We start from the raw sequence: 21,397 nt of genomic DNA on the forward strand, positions 1-21,397 counted from the left end.
GGGCCTCCACAGCTTGGGGATCCTGGCAATCAACCGTAAACCCTGTGCTGAGAGATCAGCATGAATACATCATTGTCCTATCCAAAGGCAGCTTCAAGAGGGAGAGTAAGGGTAAAAAAGATACCATCACAAGGGAGGAGTTCTTGGAGTTCACAAAAAGCGTGTGGAGGTTTCCGCCTGAATCCGCGAGGAAGGTCGGACATCCCGCACCGTTTCCGGAGGAACTGCCATACAGATGCATACAGCTTTATACATTCGAAGGAGATGTTGTCCTGGATCCCTTCGTGGGATCCGGCACAACATGCGTTGCTGCATTGAAAACGGGGAGACATTACATAGGTATAGACATAAAAGAGGAATATGTAAAGATCGCTGAAAGGAGGATAAGGGAAATAGTAGCCGCAAGAAAGCTCACGGAATACATGCCTAGCCCTCTAAAGCCAGCTTCTTCAGTACATTATACCAAATCCTCCAGTATCTCTCTTTGACAATATTTATGTTGATGGGATTATAGTTCACAGACACAAAGTTGCCCTTATTTCTAGCCTTCTCCATTAACCTCCTGACGGCTTCTGCCTTTATTCCAAATCCTCTTGGATTTGTTTCTCCCCCCGGTATCCACCACATTTCATCCTTCATCTCCTCCCTCAGCTCTTCTAGATCATCGATCTCAAAGACGTATATTGAAACCTCTCTTTCCCTTCTACTTCCGGTTATATAGAGAATCGGACATTTGAATTGAAATTTTCGTGCCCTATCTATTGAGGGGAAACCGTTCCATGCCACTTTTATGACAGCAATGTCTTCCGTGGTCTTAAGACTGTACTTATTTTCCTTCCCCTCAATGATCACGGAAAAGTCCCATTCTCTCTCTGTAGGAGGTGCAGATTTAACTTCCAGCCCGAACTCCTCCCTAAGCATCTCCCTTATAACATCCTCCCTCCTCTTTCCAATATCCGGTGAACTGCCCTCAATATACAATATTTCCCATATCCGTCCCAACAGTTCCAAGACATCTGGTCTGCTTTTCAGGAGACGAACTAAAGGATCTGTCTGCACCATGACCACCCCGGGATTTGATGAAACCAAAATTGATAAACCCGATATCTATTGCTATATAGCAGAATGAGCTTTTAGAGAGCCTTATTAGCTACTGAGGATCCTCTAGATTAGGAAGAAAGGCAGGCTTAAGCATGTCACCCCTCCATCGCACTTCCTGAACTCTGATACATCCACCTTCACTGTCCTGTATCCCTCTTTCCTCAGTTTCTCAGCAGTTCTTGGATATCCTTCGGGCATGAGGATCCTGTTCTCACCGAGATAGAGAACGTTTGCAGCATAAGCTTCATCCAAAGGCACTCTAATCTGTTTGAAACCCCTGAAATACTGCGGATCCACAAGCTCTGGAACTATCACAACAGTCTTATTGCCGATATAGTTTACTGCTGGGAGCAGGTGAAATACCTTTTCTGTTGGTACTGCGATAACCTCCTGTTTAAAGAATGACTTAAGGGCCTCAACTCCCTTGGTCCTGGTGGTGAGGCCGACAAACACAGCAGTATCGGTGACCATCATATCACCTCCCTCAAGAGTTGCTTCAACATTTATTGTGCTGAAACCAAGTTTTTCAAGGAACTCCCTGACACTTGCTTCCTCACCCCTCCTGCTCGGCTCCTCAAACCTAGAGATAGGTGCTTTTCTGCTTGGAGCCCTTATTAATGCGGTGTCCTGTATGAAGACCGAGTCTGGGAATCCATCAAGACTTGGCAGCTTTTTAACCTCAATTCCCTCTTCCTGCAGCGCATTCACATACTTGCGCGCGCACCTGAACGTTATTCGTGATCTGCATTTTGCTCCTCTTTTTCTAACTCTTCTATTTTTGTGGCAACTTTCTGTTCTCCAACACTATCGGATAACCTCCAGATTTTCCTAATTAGCTCTTTTCTTTGCCTTGCCTTCTCCTTGAATTCTTTTATGTACTCCTCTCCCATCACCCCTAGCTCCACTTTCCCTTCTTTTAGACCCATATAGTAACTCTCACCGATAAACGGTCCAACAGCAGGGTCTATCTCGCTTACGACGTCTATTATGAAAGTTGATAAAGCTCCGAGATCCAGTCCGTAGCTTTCCTCCGGACTGTAACCTAGAAGCCTGAGGAGAAGGTTTCCGCCTGTGATAAATCCTGTACCTATGACAGCAAAACCAGGATTATCGTGCACAGGCTCAGCCAATCCTCTCCTATCGAACAGGTACATGGAAGCCTTGCCCTGATGATCAACACTTACCAAGATCATGTTAAAGTCGATCTCCAGTCCCTGATCACGAAGCTTCTTGAACCTATCGATAAGAGCGGACTCGATACGCTTGACAGCCTCCTCGAATTGGCTGGAGCTCGGGGTTTTGCTGTTCCACTCCTTTATAGCTAATTGGTCAAAATTTCTTCGCATATCCTGTAGCTTTGTTTAACAAGCGACGCATCTCCAGCCCCAGCTGCAATAGCTAGAGGAATATATTCCTCGTCTACCTTCAAAAATATCGGATAAATCTTCCTAGTTTCGTAGCTAACGGGCCAAACTGTTGCCCTGGAATCCGAGGAGATGATTACACCTTCCTTGCTGTTCTCATTGAGTCATTTTAAGGCAATAATCAGGGGTCACATTCCCACCACTTGTATTGTGCGCAGACACTTAAAAAGCTTAATGCATATGCGCCTAGAGGCATGTATTTGTTCACCTACTAAGCCAAAAGTCTTTTTAATTTCTCCCACTTCTCTTTGTGCTCAGCGATTTGCTGCGGCCTAACACTTGTCCCTTTATAGCCATCTTTCCATACAGGAATATAGCCGTCGATTAGTTCTTTGAAATTTGGCTGATTAATCACAAATTTTTTGAGAAAATCCTGCCAATCGTCCGCAGTTAAGACGTAAAAATCAGGCCTCTCAGTATCCTTCTTATTTTCAAAATCGACAAAGATTAGTAAAGCTTGTCTATCGTTTATCCCTCTTATTCCTGGCCATTCCTTTCCTTGTTTTGCTTTTACCTCTATCCCTACTTCTTTACCGCTATCTGGATTGTACACCAGTATATCAGTTTTCTTTTGATGCCCCAATGTCACCTGGGCGTAAAAATTCCTTCGGCAAATTTCACTAGCCACTGCATATTCTCCGGCCATGCTGAGGTTTTCCTTTTTTAGTTTCATATGCTATAAGAAGGTATCTATATTTAACCTTAATGTGCACATGCACATCTCCTCTCTTGCATCCTCTGCTGAGTTCGACTGCGTGCATACTGCGCGCGCTTGCATTCAGAACTTCTACCTCTCTTTTCTCGCTTTCTTTATCCGATTAACTATCTCCTCCTCAGGGATTCTAGAGAAGAGCTCTCCAGCCCTCTTTGCAGCCTCTTCAACCTCTTTAATTTTTCTCTTCCTCAGCTCCTCCTCAAGAGCCCTCCTCAGAACATGGCTTATGTTGATTCCATGCCTCTCGGCCTCCTCCTTGAGCTCTTTTGGAATTCTCACGGTTACTGTAACACTCATCATGTAATGCTGAAGACTGTAGCATATAAATATTTCGATCAAAATCATGGAGATATATTTCTGTAAGTCATCAAAGCACTTTCGAGCTAGGTGCTGAAATAATGCCTGAAGATATACAGAGCTCTTCGCATTAGGGACCATTACTTGAGGTCCTCACAATTCTTTCTGCTATTATATATGTGAAGAAGCAGACTCAAATATTATATCTTTTTCCCTGTTTGAGATTTCAAGGGATAAGAGAGCTTTGGAGCTCAGCCTGAGTACGAGGCCTCGGTCGCTCCGAGCCTCACCTTTAACGTGAAAGGTCTTGATGTGGTAACGAAGGAGAGGCCCAATGTCACGGTCTTCTCCTCCCCCGGTTTTATTATCTCGATGGGGGAAATTGACAAGAGTCCGGGGATAGGCTTATCATTCAAATAGATCTTAAGCCAGTTGATGTTTATCGGATACTTTCCTCCATTTGAGATCGTCAGGGTGATGCTATCCACGGACCACTCATTAAGAAAGGGGCTCAGACTCACTTTCTCTATCCTTAATCCAGGCTTCAGGGGCTCTATGATGTAGGATGCTCTCGCTATGTCTGGTATCACGACATCCACCCTGTGCTCCTCATTCAAGTACTCCAGATCTACGGAGGAGAAGACAGGCTCTAAGCCGAGAGTCGAGATGTTTCCAGGCTCTAGCGTCAAGGTCGATGGAGAGAGGCTGAATGATTTCTGTAAATTGTCCAGATAAAGCCCGATATTCATCCAATTTAGGTACAGGGGGACGTCCCCTTCATTCCTCACTTCGATGGTGAGCCCTTCCAGACTCAGCGAGGAATAATAAGCCTTAAAACTCGCATCCTTTATTTTAAGGTCGGCTTTTGCCCCCTTTACATCAAAGCTACCACTGTATACCTCCTTATCTCCATAGAAAGCCTTTATCACATAGCTTTTTGATCCGACTATGTTGGTAAAGGGTTTTCCAGGAGTCAGATAAAGGTAAACCACTTCCTCCGGCTTTGTTGCAAACGTGAAATATATACTCTCGCCCTCTTTCGTGAGAAGCTTGAATTCAATGGGGTAGTCGCCCGTTCTGAAGGAGATCTTCAGGCACGGGTAACCATCATAATCGACTACTCCTATGCTTCTGACCTCAAATGATGGCTTGTATGTCAAAGCCCCTCCTATCAATAACAGGAAAAACAGGACAACTAAGACTAGGAGTACAAGGAGGATCTTCCTGACAATGCGCATATGAAAAAAGGCTTCCGGTATATAAAAATTTGATTAGAGCTGAGGAATAAGATACTGAGATATACTTGGATCTACTGCGCACAATCTACTCCAAGCCTAGAAAAGTGAATAATGCAACTAGGAGGGTATTCAGAAGAGTCTTACCTCTATCTGCGTGCACAAACTAAATTCCTATTTATAAGTCTTAGAATAACTCTTTAGGTTACCAATCTACTAAGCGGAAAATGAGAGTCTCTAGGAGATTGTCGTGAATTGTGGGGGCGCGATTGAATTTCTCGAGACCCAGCTTAAGCAACCTAAGCTCAGCTTTGAGGAGCTGGATAAACTCAAGGGCTTGAGAAAGGAAGCTGAAGACGGAATTGTCTGCAACATAGCCCTGAAGGAACACCTTTTGCAGGCAGTTGAGGAGTATGAACGTGGTCACTATCTGGCATGTGCTCTAATAGCAGGAAAGGTTGTTGATTACCTCATTGATAGATTGGCCTCTATGTTCGGAGTAAAGGAGAAAGAGATTGGTGAAAAAGCTAGGCTTGTGGCGGAGAAGATTCCTGAAAAGCTTAAAATCGAAAAAAGTTCTGAGAAATGGAAATTCTTTGTCGAGGATGTTATGAAGACAGCAAAGCATGCACGGAACTACTTTACACATGACCTAAGCTCTATACCTACAAGGCCAGCTGATGTCCTCAGCCTTCTTTCCGGAGCTGTTACCCTCTCAGTGAGCTTTTGTAAAATTCAATGCAGGAATACCAGTGGAATGCAGAGCTAGCTCTCTTTACAGGAAGGATAGCATAAGCCCCAGTTCACTGAGGTCTGCATCACCAAGAAGAGCTAAAATACGCTACTCTAACTCGATAGTTAGCCACTCTTAAAACCTAAATATTAGGATCCCATGTAAACTAGGGAGTTCATTATGGTGGATCTGAAGGAATGGAAAAACGAGGAGCTGAAGAGGTCCCATGAAATTGTTTGTTCATTACTAGACAGAGTGAAAAGAGGAGAGAAAATATCCCTGCTGGATTTTACACCTGAGTACAGGGAGATCCTGAGAGAAAGGACATATGGCCTATGGATGCCTCCAGGCAGCATTCAAACAATGCTTTGGAGACCCTTGGGAAACTTAGCCAATATGCTTGACAGAGGAATGCCTGTTCCATCGATTCTTCTTACTCCCTTAGATTCGTGGCACAAAAGCAAAGCGGAATTTATGGCCTACTATGGGCTTGTGCCGGAGAGAGGAGGCCCTTCCTATGATATTTTTCTTCAGGAAATAAGGGAGGGCAGGATTCTTCCAGTTATCACAGGAATTCCCACCTATTACAAGGGAGACTTCTATCAAGAGATACTAAAAGCATGTAAAGAGGGCAAAATACAACAACTTCCTCCCTCTCTATCGTATAGAATAGCATCATTCATGGAGGAGTTCTCGCTTATAGCATCAGCTATTCAAGAGAGAATTCCACCAGAGAGAGGATGGAGAGATCTTGCTCTGCAAAGGCACCCGGAATACGACATTGAATCATGGCTGAAGGAGGCAAGGAATATTCTCTCCGATGAAAGGGTACGGATTATACAGAATGAATACCCTTTCATGCGAGATAAGGAGGATGTAGCTTCCGCTGTTGCAACTCATGCCTATGAGCTGTCGATATTTGGCTTTTCCGACTTAGCGAATCTCTCTCTGAAGTTTTTTAGGGAATCTCCCTCGAGTTTTGATGTTCTGCGTTCTTATGAAATATACTTGGTTTTTGGTTATTCAGAAGGTTTAGGTGGGCTCAGGATATATGACAGATTTGATCTAGAGATGATGACATTTTTGAGAATTATTAAAAATGTAAGGAAAACATATATATTAAGGCGCATGCGGAAGAGGAATCTGTTACGAATATCCCCCGCGAGCTCTGGTGTGATAGGAACAGCAACCAAAATTCCCATTGTGATGAAGTTTGATGAAGATGATTTGAAAAACTCTCTAAAGAGGGAGAGGAATGAGGAGCTGGAGAAATGCATGCTTAACTCGATAAGGACATTTCAGGAATATGATTTCAGAGAATTTTACGAGAAAAATAAAGTAATTAATGAGATTATAACCGAGAGAATCGCCAAGGAAACGAGAGAATACTATAGGAGGAGCAAGATAGTGGAAGGGATAATAATTTCAGGAGGAACTCTTACTCTAGCAGCAGGAGCAACAGCAGCATATCAGTATCTTCAACCTCTTCTTCAAATAATAAATCTAATAATTCCTGAAATAATGATTGAAATGATGAAGAAGAGGAAGGAGGCGGCGAGGTGGCTTGTCTCTAGGTGGCCATTCCAGCAGAAGGGACTTCCATTCTATCTGTGGCTTCACGGAATAAGGGCTGACAGAATCAAAAAAGCATTGAATGCCTAGACGCTACTTTTTGTAGCCTGAAACAAGCGGACTCAGATTCCTGTCGATGTCGTCGATATTTCAGCTCTTAGCCAAAATTCCGGCGAATTATCCCATCTGGCATCATAAATATTCTATTATGATGCCTACAACCGGCTCTTCGCATCGAAGATAGGGTCACTACTCAAGCTCTTCATTTATTGTTTTTCTCATCTATGCATCAAGATTGTAGTGCCTATTTGTGATGGACTATTCAAGGAATTCTGAGTTTCAAAGGCAACTTTATAAGGAAAGAGCTCAAATATGGAGGGACAGAAATAGTGTAAATAGATGAGTATGCTCAGAAGTGTGCTGAGCCTCACTTTTCCTCATGAAGTGCAGATAGGACTGCTTCATGAATCGCATCATCAAAGTTCCTCGCCCTAACCTTCCTCATATACTCCTCCACTAGCTTGTAGGTCTCCTCGCTGACCTCCACGATTCTCTCCTTTCCATAACCCAGCTCAGCTCTGAGCTTTAGCCAGTCACTCTCCGGTATCCTGACATTGGAATATCTTCCTAAAGTCACAGGGAAGTCAGTCCAGCCAATTTTCTCTGGGGCCCAATCCTTGAGCTCTAGGAACACTGTGGACATGCGGATATCGAGCCAAACATCATCCACTCGTGCCTTCTCCACATGGCTTAGCTTCTTCCTATCCATATCGAGGTAGAAGGTGAAGGTGGATGAGTCCTTCGGCTCCACCCTCATGAAAGCCTCTCCAGGGGTTAACCTGCCTAGATGGAGGATCTGCTTCATGGGAGGAACGGTCATCACCCTAGAAACGATGTTGGTGAAGAGCACCCTCTTATCCTCGGGATTTTCAATCTTTATCTCGAAAACTAAGGCAGGGCTTACTTCGTCCTCAGCGCTTATCCCGACGACTTCTCCCTTCATCATCAGATGATCCTAAGTATTATTTATCAACTTTATGGCTTTATCCAATAGTCCATGGCGTGGACGGAAGATAACATATCTTGAGAGAAGACAGATAGAAAAGGAACATTATTTACCTTACGCTGTCCATGATAAGAAGGAGATGAAGAGGAGGCATGTGAAGAAGCACTAGGGGCCTGAGTCAGAATACATAAACGTCACCAACATGCACACCGAGGAGGATTTAGTGTTAAGGGATGATGAGCTATGATCGGGCCTTAGAGTATCTAAGGAGGATAAAGGATTATTTAAAGACGCAGAAGCTTGATGAAGGGAGGAAAAAGCTCCTATCACAGATTGTTGCTGAGCTTATGGATATAGCAGGGATGAGGGAGGAAGCAGCAGAAGAGATTGAGACAATGACAGTTACTAAGGAGGAGCTTAAGGACATAATACAGTACTACGACAAGAGATCAATGAAGGGGATGACTTCAGAAAGGACAAAGAAGTGCAGGGGGATGTTCAGGAAGGTGCTCTCTCTTAGAAAAAGGATCCTCGATGTCCAGGGATCCTGATTACAGATTTCATTATTTTTTGAATAACTCTAATCTTTCCTCATTAAGATATAATTGTAAATTCTGATTCTAAGAAACTCAGAGAAAAAAGCATAAGACTTAAATGTTGATATTATACTATACGCTATGCAGGATTTCCTTGATATCTTAAAAATGCTTCCGCACCCAGAAGGCCTCATTTCCTACCTGATTGGCTCCTTTATATTCCTTGCCTTCTTCACTTGGCTCAAGATGGTTCCCGATATAAAGAAAAGGGAGGATTGGTTGAGAGACAGGCTGATGAAAGGAAGGCCTCCGCTACAAACTAAGCTTGGGACTTTTTATACGTACTCTGTCTGGATGAGAGAAAGAAGGGGATATAAGTACTGGCTAAGGAAGCTGCTCTCCTTGAAAGCTGAGGGGGAGACGGAGATTCGTATGCATGCGACGACCCTATATTCATCCGTCAGGGATCAGCTTCCTGAATTCAAGAGGAATGTTGAAGAGAAATTTAAGGTAAAAGTAGACTTCTGGGAGTCGGAGAACGGGGAGCTTGAGATGTCCTTGAAAATCCCCTCCGTAGATATGGATGAATGCACAGAGGTCTGGCAGGGAATAGGAGGAATTTTGAAACAGGAGGAAACAAAGCCCACATCCACTTTCCTAGATTACGCACTAACTATACCCCATATTCGGCGTATGTTCTATCATCTCGCTAGAAGAAGGGCAAAGAAGGGGGAGAAGGCCAAAACTCCTTAGAGCTCCGCCAATCAAAGTAAATAAACTGCATATGCACCTTATCCCCGATTACAATGGAGAAAGATAGGGCCATTGAGTGGAGGATATTATAGTCCCTTCTGGAGAGGGGAGTATTTGATAAAGAGCATGCTGTATCCGCGCGTCACGAGCTTCTCATTCTTCATCAATTCCCCTAAACTGATCTTCTCTGCATCCTCGATTCTCAGCTCCTCCGTCTTGCGGCGGACAAATTATAGTATAGCCCAAGCTTCCTTAGGGAGGATCCAGATCCCTCCAGCTATTTTATATCTTTTGCACATACGTATATTCTACTTAAGAATGAGAACAATATAAATATTTCTGAAAAATGATTAACACACTCAGATTCCGAGCTTCTTCTTTTAGGAAGTCCTTTGTTGCTTCTTATTCGTCGAGAAACTTCCCTATATGCACCCTACCAGCCTAATGATAGCCCTGAAGACGGAGAACTTAAAAGAAAAGGAGAAATATGGAACTGAGGAAGCAAAAATTTTATAAATTACTACTAAGAAAGAGAGCTTATGAGCATCAGGAATTTATTGGACTTCCTCAACAATACAGATCCAAGAGAATTGGATGAAAGCCTGAATGAACTGGGAGAAAAATCAGAAGAGATTTTTAGGAATAAGGGGGCTGATATAGAAAAAATTATTGTTGAAAGAACCAAAAACATGAAAAGCGAGGAGTTTGTCTGGTTCTGCTTTCTGCGAGGGAACTTCCTCAGGGGAAGGGATGTTGTCTCCAACAAGGCATTTAAGCAGTTTATAGAGCACTGTGAAAAGGAGGGCCATCATAACTACTACTTTGATGGATTTCCCAGCGGAAATCTTCTGCCGATGTTTAAGCCAAGGTTTAGAGAGGCAGCGGGAATAGAGAGGGTACTGCAGCAGCTGCGGGATAAGTATGGATCGGGGCGTGAATTTGTGATAAAGGAGATAGAGAGGCCGGCAAACAGCATCCAAGTGGATAGAATACACGAGCTGTACCTCGAGCTAGTAGCAAGGTTCATGAGCTATGAGCAGGTGGGAAGCAAGATTGCAAATGCCATAATAGATGATATCCGCGAGGAAATAGTCCTTCTAAGCAGATACAATGAAATAGAGGCAGTGAAAAAGCTTCTTGAGAGCGAATGGCTGAGGAAGCTTGCGCTTGCCTCATTTTTCAATGTGATGATAGACAGGCATGTAAGAGAGTTCTTTAAGGAAAAGCTCGGAATAAAAGAGGCAAATCACTCCATCCTGATATTTATGGGAAGGAGCATGAAACCAGAGGTAATAAAAAGCCTGTTAGAACGTGATTTCAGGCGTTTCAGGTGGATTAATGAGGATGAGGAGAAGCTTCTCCTCAGCAGCTATCGTGAGTATGTCGGAGCATGCATGCTCGAGAAAGTGATATGGCTTGCCTACTTTGTCAAGAAGAATTCCAAGAAGAGCGAGAGAATAAGCGATTTAAAGTTCTTCAAACTTAGCGGAGACATATTTCTGTGATAAAGTCATCATAGTGCCCTAATTGAGAGTAATTTGAAGAGCCTTCAAATTGAGAGCCTCCTGCCCTAAGAGGAGAAAACTCTACACGTTGCGCGTAAAGGTTTAAAAGGAAGGGCTAGTGCAGAGTTTAGGAATCACCAAAATAGGGTTCGTGAAGATGGAGAAGAAGAGTTTAGATGCTCTAGAAGGATATATTAAAATTTACGAGAACTATCTTAAGGAGGTTAGAGAAGAGACATACAAGAAGTTCCCTGAAGAGACAGCAATCATTATCGAAATTATCAATAATTGGATAGATATCATCCCTAGAAAAGAGGAAGATTATGAAGATTATATCCATTCATTTCAAGGCGTTCTCTTATTTTATTTATGGAAGATATCAAATTGGATAGGATATGAAATATTAAATGGAAAATATTTCGAGGCCCTTAGAAATTGTCGATTCCTATTTGAGGCAAGCATTTTGAGCATAATAATGGAGGATGCCATAGAAAGTAAGGTATATGAAAAGTGGAAAAGCCTAAGCCATTTTGGCCTTAAATGCGAGATCCTTCGACTATGGGAAGAATTGAGGGATAAACACATCTACAAGGAAGAAGATAAGACGGATGTAATCAGAAAGCTTGTAGAAGAATACTTAGAGAGATCAAATCTTCCAGAAGAGGAGAAGAAGGAGTATATAGAAGTTTACTGCTCTATACTTAGTGACGAAAGATTGGGATACAACATTCCTAAGATGATTGAAGAATCAAAAGAATTTTTACCTATTGAAGATAAAGAGAAATCACTAAAAGACACTTGGAGAGCTCTTAACAAATATGCACACTTCACGTATACCTTCTGCGATAAGGTCTTGGAAAGGCCTGATCTCGTATTTATAGAAAGCATGGACGAAAAATTATTTAAAGAATGCTTCGATATTTATTTCAATACTATAGATTTATTTTACTGTATTTTATGCTGGAGATTTCAGAGAGTAAAAGAGAAAATGAAGGAGGTAATAGACCGGTGGAATAAAAACTTCAGTCTTAGGTTGGAACTTACCGAGAAAATGATCAACAGTAAAGAAGAGAGGCAGAAGATATCCAAGAAGCCCGGAAAATGATATTAACAAACTGAAATTAGCTTGCTCATCAGGAGAAACTCCAAATTAAGGCCTATATTTGACGAAATCCTTATAAATTAAGCCTATGCTACCACTTGATGGGTATTTTGGTCTGTAGATGTTTTGCAGAAGCACAAGATGACTGGGAGGAATAACAGAATGATAAATGAGGGAAATATAATAAAAGCCCCGTTCTGGAACGAGCCTGTCAAGGTAGAGAAGATTGAGGAGATTGGTAACTATATTCGTATCTTTGGTTCAACACTTTACTCAAAACAGCATATTGATCAGATTATAAAAAAGGATGAAATGAATAAGCTGGAAGTGATAAAACCTCTAATTAACTTCTCTTCGAGCTCAGAAAATGTGTTTTACATGATTGAAGCGACGCGGTTTAGGTATGCATCCCTTTTTGATCCGCTTCTCGCAATGAATGTATCGAAGATAGATCCACTTCCCTTCCAGATAGAGGCAGTATATGGCTACATCCTCAAGCAACCACGCATAAGGTTTCTTATCGCAGACGATGCTGGTGCTGGAAAGACGATAATGGCAGGGTTAGTTCTTAAGGAACTGAAACTCAGAAATCTGGCAAAGAGGATATTGATAGTCGTTCCAGGTCATTTAAAAGACCAATGGAGAAGGGAATTAAAGGAAAAGTTCGATGAGAAATTCGTGGTACTTGATAGAAATACTTTTAATGCTCATTATGGGGAAAATCCGTGGGAGAAAAACAATCAGGTGATAACATCCATCGATTTCGCAAAGCAGAAGGATATACACACAACACTAAGCCCAGTTCACTGGGATTTGGTAATTGTGGACGAAGCACATAAAATGGCTGCCTACAGGTATGGCGAGAAGATCCAAAAAACCGAGCGATATAAGCTCGGGGAGATTCTATCCAAAACCTCAAATCACCTCGTTTTTCTCACAGCAACACCGCATAAGGGAGATCCTGAAAACTTCAGGTTATTCTTAGATCTAATTATGCCCGGATTTTTTGCTACACGTGAAATGGTTGAAGAGTCCCTCAAGAACAGGGACAATCCGCTGTTCATAAGAAGACTAAAGGAGGATCTCAAGGATTTTGACGGGAAACCTATCTTCACCAGAAGGTTTCCCAAGACTATCAAATTTCATCTGTCGGATATAGAAAAAGAGCTTTACAATGAGGTTTCCCGCTATGTGGTAGAGCAATATAACAAGGCACTTCAATTAGATAGAAGAAGAAATGTAGCTTTTGCCCTGATAATCCTCCAGAGAAGAATGGCATCCAGCACTTATGCTCTTCTGAAGTCCTTGGAGAGAAGGAAGAATAGATTGGAGAAAATACTGGAAGGTGAAGGAAAAAACAGAGATCAATTTGTGCAACAGATATGGATACCTGCTGATTATGAGGAGATAGAGGATCTTGAGGAAAGTGAAAGATGGAAAAAGGAGGAAGAATGGGAATCTGTTACAGTTGCTAAGGATCCTGAGGAGTTGAGACAGGAAATAGAGACTATAAAAAGACTTATTGAAAAAGCAAAGAGGGTAATAGAAAAAGAGGAAGAGGTGAAACTCAAGGAGCTGAAAAAAGCCATTGCAGAGGGATTCAAGAAGATCGAAGAGATGAAGGGAAGTAGGAAGATCCTGATATTCACAGAATCAAAGGATACTCTCGACTATCTTGTGAGGAAGATACGAGAATGGGGCTATAAGGTTAACTATATACACGGTGGAATGGACTTAGATGAGAGGATAAAGGCTGAGAAAACTTTCAGGGATGAAACCGAGATAATGGTTGCCACAGAAGCTGCTGGAGAGGGAATAAACTTGCAGTTCTGCCATATAATGATAAATTATGACATTCCATGGAATCCTAATAGACTCGAACAGAGAATGGGGAGAATACACAGGTATGGACAGCAGAAGGATGTCTATGTGTTCAACCTTGTAGCAGAGGACACAAGAGAAGGAAGAGTTCTGGCAAAGCTTTTTGATAAGCTTGATGAGATAAGAGAAAAACTTGGAAGCGATAGGGTTTTTGACGTCATCGGAGATGTTTTCGAGGGAAAGAACCTTTACCAGCTGATCATCGATGCTGTGACAAGTGCAAAGAGCATGGATGATATTCTCAAGGAGCTTGATATCAAACCGGATGAGAAGTATGTTGCAAGGATAAAAGAAGCTCTAGGAGAGAGCCTAGCAACGAGATTTATCGATTACACTAGAATAAAGGAGATGGCTGATAGAGCTAAGGAATACAGGCTTATACCGGAATATGTGGAGGAGTTCTTCAAGAGGGCTTTTACAAAAGCGGGAGGAAAATTCAGGGAGATCAAGAAAGGCTTTATAGCTATAGACTCTGTGCCATATGAGATAAGAAGGATTGCAGAAAGCGATGAATTTAGGAATAAATATGGCATTATGATGAGACGCTATCCTAAGGCAACATTTGACAAAGATTTAGCTTTCAAAAATCCTGATGCCGAGTTCATATCCTTCGGACATCCCCTTCTTGAAGCTCTTTTGGAGTGGGTTATGAGAAAGTTCAGCGAAGAAGCAAGGAAGGGAGCTGTCTTCAGGGATCCATCTGGAAGATTAAATGGCTACATCTGGTTCTACATAGGTGAGGTGAGGGACGGAAAGGGAGATGTCGCTGGCAGGAAAATTCTGGCAATATATGATAATGGAAAAGATAGGAGGGAGATAAATCCCGCTATCCTGTGGGATCTCTCCCCATATAATGGCGTATATAACGGTCCAGATGAAGTCCTTGATAGGGAAATGCTACAAACTGCAATAGAGGCTGTGGAGAGATATAAAGAAGAGATTGCTAAGGAAAGAAAGAGACAGGCGGAGATAAAGAGGAAATATGGACTTAGATCCCTCGATTATCTCATTGGAGAGCTGGATGTCGAGCTTGCAGAGCTTTATGAAAGACAAGGAAGAGGAGAGAAAGTGGATCTAGTAATAAAGAATAAAGAAGATCAGAAGAAAAGATACGAAGAAGCAAGAAGGGAGCTTGAAAAAGAGATAGAGCAGGAGCAGAGTTTGAGCATATCTGCACCTGAGCTCTTGACAGTCATAAAAGTAGTTCCAGAGTGGAATGAGATGATTGAAAATGAGGAGATCGAAAGGATAGGAATGGAGATAGCGATGAAATATGAGAGATTGCATGGAAGGGAACCGGAGGATGTTTCAGCTGAGAATCTCGGCTTTGACATAAGGTCAAAGGGTGAGAAGGAGGTAAGGTATATTGAGGTCAAGGCAAGAGCTGGAGTGGGAGAAGTAGCTTTGACGCCAAACGAGTGGATGAAGGCAAGGAGGTTTAAGGAGCAGTACTGGTTGTATGTCATTGAAAACGCAACAACGAATCCAACTCTTCGTATAATAAACAATCCAGCTGAAAACCTGAGAGCACTGGAGAAAAAGGAAGTTGTAAGATTTGTAATTCCTTACGACGAGTTGGAAGGAAAAACGCAGGAGGTGTGGAGAGGTTGAAAGATAAGCGATTTATTGAGGAGAACTTTCCTGTCAAGGAGATAAGTGAAATCTCAGCTAAGGAGAAGAACATAAGGCATGGGCATATTTCTACCTTGCATATATGGTGGGCCCGCCGTCCACTGGCAAGCTCAAGGGCTACAAATTATGCTGCTTTAATTCCGGCACCCAAGGATCCAGCAGAGCTAAGTAAAATAAAGCAGTTTATTGTAGAGCTTTCAAAATGGGAGAACTCTCTCAATCCTCGCATTATCGAGAAGGCTAGAAGGGATATACTTGAGGCAAATGGTGGAAGACCGCCCAGAATTCTGGATCCGTTTGCAGGCGGTGGTTCGATTCCATTGGAGGCCTTGAGGCTTGGATGCGAGGCCCATGCAATTGAATATAATCCTGTTGCCGTGCTCATCCTGAAGTGCACACTTGAGTACCCGCAAAAGTATGGAAAATCGGAAAAAGCAGATCAGGAGTTAAATGCTATGAAGAGAAATACCCTACTTCAAGATGTTAAAAAGTGGGGAAACTGGGTTTTAGAGGAAGCTAAAAAGGAGATTGGAAGGTTTTATCCTGCCGATAAAGATGGCTCAATTCCAGTTGGCTACATATGGGCTCGCACAATTCCATGCCAGAATCCAACATGCGGATCTGAGATCCCACTAATGAGGCAGTTCTGGCTTGCAAGAAAGAGCAATAAGAAGGTTGCACTCTATCCATATGTCGACGGAAAAGAGGTAAAGTTCAAGATAGTGGGGGATGGCTATGAGAAAATGCCAGCTGACTTTAACCCATCAAAAGGGACAGTTTCGAGAGCAATAGCAACATGTCCTGTTTGCGGCTACACAGTTGACTATAAAACTATGAGAAAGCTATTTCAGGAAGGCAAAGCAGGACAGAGGATGGTTGCTGTAGTTCTACACAGACCAGGTACTGAAGGAAAAAGGTATAAAGTAGCGACAGAGAGTGATGTTGAGATCTTCAGAGAAGCTGAAAGATATTTAGAGGAGAAGAAAACAAAATTAATGGAAGAATGGGGAATTGATCCCGTGCCAGATGAACCTACTCCAGAGGGAGGGGGGCGAGGAGCAGAGAGAGCTTTTTCCGTACGAAATTTTGGATTAAATACATGGGGCGATCTCTTTAACTCCCGCCAGAAGCTTGCTTTGATTACTTTTACAGAAAAGGTAAGGCTTGCTTATAAGAGGATGATCGAGGAAGGATATGATAAGGAGTATGCAAAGGCAGTAGCTAGTTATCTGGCACTAATGATAAGCCGTTGTTCTGACTTTGAAAGCAATATTGTTAGATGGTTTAATCATGTTGAAAATGCATGCAATACATTTGCTCGACAAGCTCTCCCTATGACATGGGATTACTTTGAACTAAACTTATTTTCTCCAGTTTCACAAGGATCTATTAAAAATATATCTAATCAAGTTATCAAAACATTAGCAGGTATAGTTAATACTTTCTCTACTCCTGCCACCTCTATCCAAGCTTCTGCCACTGAGCTTTCCTATCCCGATGATTATTTCGATGCCATCTTCACCGATCCACCTTATTATGACAATGTTCCATATTCTTATCTCTCCGATTTCTTCTATGTATGGCTAAAAAGAAGCATAGGTGATTTGTATCCAGAACTTTTTATTACGCCTCTTACACCAAAATCTAAGGAGATCGTTGCCTATTCTCATAAAGAAGGTGGTTTTGAAGCCGGTAAAAAATTCTTTGAAGATATGCTCAAAAAAGCTTTCAAGGAGATCTCAAGGGTTTTGAAGCCAGATGGAATAGCAACTATTGTCTACACCCATAAATCAACATCTGGTTGGGAGACATTAATAAACTCCCTTCTGGAATCCGACCTTGTCCCAACAGCATCGTGGCCCATCGATACAGAGATGAAAGGAAGGCTAAGAGCAAGAGAGTCTGCTGCTTTAGCCTCTTCTATCTATTTTGTATGCAGAAAGATGGAGAGAAAAGACATTGGCTGGTTGAACGAGGTAAAAGAAGAGATAAAAAGCCATATATACAGAAAACTTGAGGATCTCTGGAAAGAGGGAATAAGTGGTTCAGATTACTTTATTGCAGCCATAGGATCTGCCATAGAGATATTCGGGAAGTACAAAAAGGTGATGGACTATGAAGGGAGGGAAGTAGATGCTAGCAAGTTGCTTGACTACGTACGTGAAATAGTGACCGATTATGCTGTGAGGCAAATTCTGCACGACAGCATCTCTGCCGAGCTCTCTCCGCTTACAAGATTTTATGTTCTCTGGAGATGGACTTACGGCGAGGCAAAGGTTCATTTTGATGATGCCCGCAAACTAGCTCAATCAACGGGCATAGATCTTGATAAAGTATGGAACAGGGGATTCATAAGAAAGGAAAAGGAGTTCATAAGGGTTCTTGGGCCTCATGAGAGAAAACTTGAGGAGATAGGAGACTCTCAGGAGCTGATAGATGTTCTTCATAAGGTTCTCCTTCTCTGGAAGGCTGGCAGAAATGAGGAGATGAAGAGGATCCTTTTGGAGACAGGTTATGGCAATAGAGAATCCTTCTACAAGGTCGCTCAGGCAATATCCGAGACTCTTCCAACAGAAAGCAAAGAAAAGAAGCTTTTGGATGGATTCTTAAGTGGAAGGGATAGATTGATCGATGAAATGAAAGGAATAGGTAGACAGACAAAGCTGATCGAGTGAAAATTGATTTTTATCGAGACCTTGGACTGCAAGCAAAACAGCAAATCATACGTTATATAGCAAAAAATATAAGGAACCTAGCTAAATTATTAAGGTGACTTGGAGGGAGCTGGATGAAATCCTTTGCACAAGTAGCAATACCCCATGAGGATGTTGCAAAAGGGAGGCTTACAATCGATGTTTTTGCCGCTGATTTATGGCAGGTGGCATGTGGAAAAGCGCCTCTAGATTACCAAGATCCCGACTTATTCTTCAGAAAAACATACATGACAAGGAACCTCAGAAATATCCTTGAAATCGCAAAAGCGAGGCTTGAGGGAAGAGGTGGAGATTCCATAATTCAGCTCCAAACGCCATTTGGAGGAGGTAAAACTCATGCTCTTATAGCTTTGTATCATAAAGCGAGGGAATGGAATGCCAAAGTAGTAGTGTTTGACGGCACATCTCTGGATCCGAAGGAGGTAAAGCCCTGGGAGGAGGTTGAGAGGCAACTTACGGGAAGAATAGAGATAACAAGAGGTGATATATCACCGGGGAAGGACAAAATAATCAAGCTCCTTTCTGAAAACGCACCAGTTCTTATACTCATGGACGAAGTTCTCACATACATAACAAAGGCTTCCGGAGTGAAAGTCGGGGACTCAAACCTTGGAGCACAAACCCTTGCCTTTATCCAAGAGCTTACAGGAGCTGTTGCTGCTGTTGGGAACTCACTTTTAGTACTTGCCCTTCCAACAAGCGTACTCGAACACTATGATGAGAATGCAGAGAGAGCATTTCAGCAGCTTCAGAAGGTAACAGGCAGGATAGAGAAGATCTACACTCCTGTTGAGGACGAGGAGATAGGGGGTGTGATAAGAGCAAGGCTCTTCAGCAGGATAGAGGAAAAAGAGGTAAAAGCCATTGTAGATGATTTCATTGAGTATGCAAGAAGGGAAGGTCTTCTTTCTGAAGAAGAAGTGGCAAATTACCGTGAAAAATTCCTGAAAAGTTATCCATTCAAGCCGGAAGTTGTCGACATCCTTTATAAGAGGTGGGGCTCTTTTCCAACATTTCAGAGGACTAGAGGTGTTCTAAGGCTTCTATCTCTCGTTATCCATGACCTTCTGAACAAAAACATACCATTCATTCGCCTTGGTGACTTCAATCTAGGCAATGATGAGATAAGAAGGGAACTGGTAAAACATATCGGGTCAGAGTGGGATAGCATCATAGCTCAGGATATAACATCGGGAGACTCAGGAGCGAAAAAGGTTGATGACAGTCTTGGAAGTTCTTACAGACCTTATAACCTCGGAACAGTGGTCAGTACAACGATATTCATGCTTTCCTTTTCTGGAAGAGGAGAAAGAGGAGCTAGCATAAAGGAGATCAAGCTGAGCACAGCGCATCCAGAATTTCCCAGCACTGTCATTGATACGGTGATAAGTAATCTCAGGGAAAGGCTGTTTTATCTATCAGATGAGGGCCTGTTTTTCGCAAATCAGCCGAATCTTAACAGAATAATAATAGTGAGGGAGGAAAGCATACCGAAAGATGAAATCTTAGAGAAGGAAAAAGAGGTAATAGAGAGATGCATCTCTAGGTCACCGAAATTCAGGGTGTATATACATCCAAAGCTTTCGAATGACATACCCGATACAGCTGAGCTGAAGCTGGTAATCCTTAACAAAAGCAAACCGGATGCTGAATTTCTTGAGAAACATGGTGAAAGCCCAAGGATCTACAGGAATACACTTATATTCTTGTGCATTAATGAAAACGAGAAAGAGACCTTCTATTCGTATTTAAGGAAATATCTTGCTCTTAGCTCCATTGAGAGTGATGAGAAGCTAATGTTAACAGATAGTCAGAGGAAGGAGGTTAAAAATAAACTGAAAAGTCACGAGCAGAGAAAATACGAGGAATTAAGGAGATATTACAATAAACTGTATCTTCCGGCGAGAGATGGCTATAGGGAAATCGTTATGGGAATCCCGACGTTTGGGGAATCCTCTCTTGATAAGGAAGTCTATGAATTTCTGAAGGAGCAGGGAGAGATCCTAGAGAAGGTCTCTTCAAGAGTTATTAGGGATAAATATTTACCAGATAAAGATTATATAGAAATTAAAAAACTTTATGACGCTTTCCTCAAAACTCCAGGAGAGATAAGGCTTTCCTCTAAGGAGGGATTCATTGAAGGGATAAAAGAGGGCGTCAAAAATGGTTTATTCGGTTTTGGATATATCAGCGATGGGAAAATAGATTGCCAGTGGATAAACGGAATTCCTGCTGTTAATTTAGAGGATGGTGAAATAATAATCAAGCCTGAGCTGTGCAGAAAGGAAATTGAAATAGAAGAGAAAAAAGTTACAATACAGCCAAAGGAGGAAATAACAGCCAAACCGGAAGTTAAAGAGCAGAAAGTTGTGGTAGAAGAGTACGGTGGGAAGTACTACTCAAAACTGAGCTTGAAGCTCAGAGTTCCTGCTGGACAGATTTCCACAGTAGCCAGAATTATAAGTTATTTAAGAAGTAAGTTTAACAGATGTGCTGTAGAGGTTATCCTACATGCTAGCGATGGCAAACTCCAAGCTACAGAATATGAAAACAAGGTAATTGAGGCACTAAACCAAGCAGGAATTGAAGTAGAGAAGCTAGACGAAGACTAAATTTGACAGCTAAGAATACTTAGCAGTTTTCTTCTACAGCTTTTTATGGTTTATTTAAGAGGACATCCAACTTCTCTCAGCTTATTCCCAGCCTGCTTTCCACAGCCTTGTACTCCCTCTTCCTATTGTACAGCTCTTTAATATCCTCAACCGTGACTATCTTGAGCTCATCGAGGATCTCATGGAAGGCCCCTGATGCCACGCTATAAGCCCTTTCCACCATATCTCCTGTGGTAACTAACACGGGCTTTGAGTTCCATATGTCCCTCGCGTGCTTCAACTTTGTCAGTGCTTCTTCCATATTCCCGTGCAGATGCACCTCAAAGACTATGTATGGATTTGCCCTCTGAAGCCTTCTCCACGCTACATCAAGCCTGTAGTTATCCAGCTCTACCTCCATTTCACTTATCTTCCCCTGAAGGATTCCTATATTGTGGATCATCCTCTTTACACCCTCATGGTCCATTGGCATCTCCACTATATTTCTAGCATCAAATGCATCAAGTATTGCCCTGAAGGTGCTGTACGGGTAGGTTCCACCCTCTCCAAACACAATTAGGGACCATCTGTCTGCCTTTG

At 42.3% G+C, this 21,397-nt stretch carries 18 protein-coding genes and 1 pseudogene; 11 read left to right on the forward strand and 8 right to left on the reverse strand.

Annotated elements, in window-relative coordinates; genetic code table 11:
* Positions 1-488: DNA-methyltransferase (locus tag D6D85_RS02565; RefSeq protein WP_133308283.1), on the forward strand; the 488-nt coding region annotated here is incomplete at its 5' end.
* Here D6D85_RS02565 and D6D85_RS02570 read toward each other — a convergent pair.
* The 6 genes from D6D85_RS02570 to D6D85_RS02595 all read right to left on the reverse strand — a co-directional run bounded on the left by D6D85_RS02570 (position 427) and on the right by D6D85_RS02595 (position 4,775).
* Positions 427-1,059, reverse strand: a complete 633-nt coding sequence (locus tag D6D85_RS02570; protein ID WP_125670518.1) for a hypothetical protein — start codon at positions 1,057-1,059, stop codon at positions 427-429. The two genes, D6D85_RS02565 and D6D85_RS02570, sit on opposite strands and share 62 nt — an antisense overlap.
* Positions 1,060-1,164: 105 nt before the next feature.
* A complete protein-coding gene (locus D6D85_RS02575) occupies positions 1,165-1,809 on the reverse strand; it encodes a dimethylarginine dimethylaminohydrolase family protein (RefSeq protein ID WP_237558724.1) in 645 nt (214 codons plus the stop codon).
* Positions 1,810-1,832: 23 nt separating this feature from the next.
* Positions 1,833-2,447: a hypothetical protein gene (locus tag D6D85_RS02580; protein ID WP_125670520.1), complete on the reverse strand. Its 615-nt coding sequence runs from the start codon at positions 2,445-2,447 to the stop codon at positions 1,833-1,835.
* A gap of 289 nt (positions 2,448-2,736) precedes the next feature.
* On the reverse strand, positions 2,737-3,198 hold the full coding sequence (locus D6D85_RS02585; protein ID WP_125670521.1) for a hypothetical protein: 462 nt from the start codon (positions 3,196-3,198) through the stop codon (positions 2,737-2,739).
* A 114-nt stretch (positions 3,199-3,312) separates the two neighbouring features.
* The gene (locus D6D85_RS02590; RefSeq protein WP_125670522.1) at positions 3,313-3,537 is read right to left on the reverse strand and encodes a type II toxin-antitoxin system CcdA family antitoxin; all 225 of its coding nucleotides are present in this window, start codon (positions 3,535-3,537) and stop codon (positions 3,313-3,315) included.
* A 251-nt stretch (positions 3,538-3,788) separates the two neighbouring features.
* A complete protein-coding gene (locus D6D85_RS02595) occupies positions 3,789-4,775 on the reverse strand; it encodes a hypothetical protein (RefSeq protein ID WP_125670523.1) in 987 nt (328 codons plus the stop codon).
* Between the two features lie 247 nt (positions 4,776-5,022).
* On the opposite strand from D6D85_RS02595, the gene D6D85_RS02600 reads away from it, so the two are divergent.
* Complete coding sequence (locus D6D85_RS02600; RefSeq protein WP_125670524.1) at positions 5,023-5,541, forward strand: hypothetical protein; 519 nt, start codon at positions 5,023-5,025, stop codon at positions 5,539-5,541.
* Between the two features lie 144 nt (positions 5,542-5,685).
* On the forward strand, positions 5,686-7,167 hold the full coding sequence (locus tag D6D85_RS02605; RefSeq protein WP_125670525.1) for a hypothetical protein: 1,482 nt from the start codon (positions 5,686-5,688) through the stop codon (positions 7,165-7,167).
* Positions 7,168-7,504: 337 nt separating this feature from the next.
* Here D6D85_RS02605 and D6D85_RS02610 read toward each other — a convergent pair whose 3' ends face one another.
* Positions 7,505-8,080, reverse strand: a complete 576-nt coding sequence (locus tag D6D85_RS02610; protein ID WP_125670526.1) for a hypothetical protein — start codon at positions 8,078-8,080, stop codon at positions 7,505-7,507.
* A gap of 34 nt (positions 8,081-8,114) precedes the next feature.
* Between D6D85_RS02610 and D6D85_RS15990 the strand changes: the two genes are divergently transcribed.
* The 8 genes from D6D85_RS15990 (at position 8,115) to D6D85_RS02645 (ending at position 20,818) form a co-directional block, all read left to right on the forward strand.
* Complete coding sequence (locus D6D85_RS15990) at positions 8,115-8,252, forward strand: hypothetical protein (RefSeq protein WP_161969641.1); 138 nt, start codon at positions 8,115-8,117, stop codon at positions 8,250-8,252.
* A gap of 67 nt (positions 8,253-8,319) precedes the next feature.
* Positions 8,320-8,634, forward strand: coding sequence for a hypothetical protein (locus D6D85_RS02615; protein WP_125670527.1), 315 nt, complete (start codon positions 8,320-8,322; stop codon positions 8,632-8,634).
* Positions 8,635-8,760: 126 nt separating this feature from the next.
* The gene (locus D6D85_RS02620; protein WP_125670528.1) at positions 8,761-9,372 is read left to right on the forward strand and encodes a hypothetical protein; all 612 of its coding nucleotides are present in this window, start codon (positions 8,761-8,763) and stop codon (positions 9,370-9,372) included.
* 539 nt (positions 9,373-9,911) lie between these two features.
* The gene (locus D6D85_RS02625) at positions 9,912-10,877 is read left to right on the forward strand and encodes a hypothetical protein (RefSeq protein ID WP_125670529.1); all 966 of its coding nucleotides are present in this window, start codon (positions 9,912-9,914) and stop codon (positions 10,875-10,877) included.
* Positions 10,878-11,034: 157 nt separating this feature from the next.
* A complete protein-coding gene (locus tag D6D85_RS02630) occupies positions 11,035-11,982 on the forward strand; it encodes a hypothetical protein (RefSeq protein ID WP_125670530.1) in 948 nt (315 codons plus the stop codon).
* Between the two features lie 138 nt (positions 11,983-12,120).
* Entirely contained in the window at positions 12,121-15,471 is a 3,351-nt protein-coding gene (locus D6D85_RS02635; protein ID WP_237558725.1) for a helicase-related protein, read from the forward strand.
* On the forward strand, positions 15,468-18,167 hold the full coding sequence (locus D6D85_RS02640) for a DUF1156 domain-containing protein (protein WP_125670533.1): 2,700 nt from the start codon (positions 15,468-15,470) through the stop codon (positions 18,165-18,167). Before D6D85_RS02635 ends, D6D85_RS02640 begins: the two co-directional genes overlap by 4 nt.
* A 113-nt stretch (positions 18,168-18,280) precedes the next feature.
* Complete coding sequence (locus tag D6D85_RS02645; RefSeq protein WP_125670531.1) at positions 18,281-20,818, forward strand: ATP-binding protein; 2,538 nt, start codon at positions 18,281-18,283, stop codon at positions 20,816-20,818.
* Between the two features lie 76 nt (positions 20,819-20,894).
* Here D6D85_RS02645 and D6D85_RS15995 read toward each other — a convergent pair.
* Positions 20,895-21,397 (reverse strand): annotated as a pseudogene (locus tag D6D85_RS15995) (hypothetical protein); the annotation flags it as partial.

This window comes from Candidatus Methanodesulfokora washburnensis, from assembly GCF_003947435.1.
Taxonomy (GTDB): domain Archaea; phylum Korarchaeota; class Korarchaeia; order Korarchaeales; family Korarchaeaceae; genus Methanodesulfokora; species Methanodesulfokora washburnensis.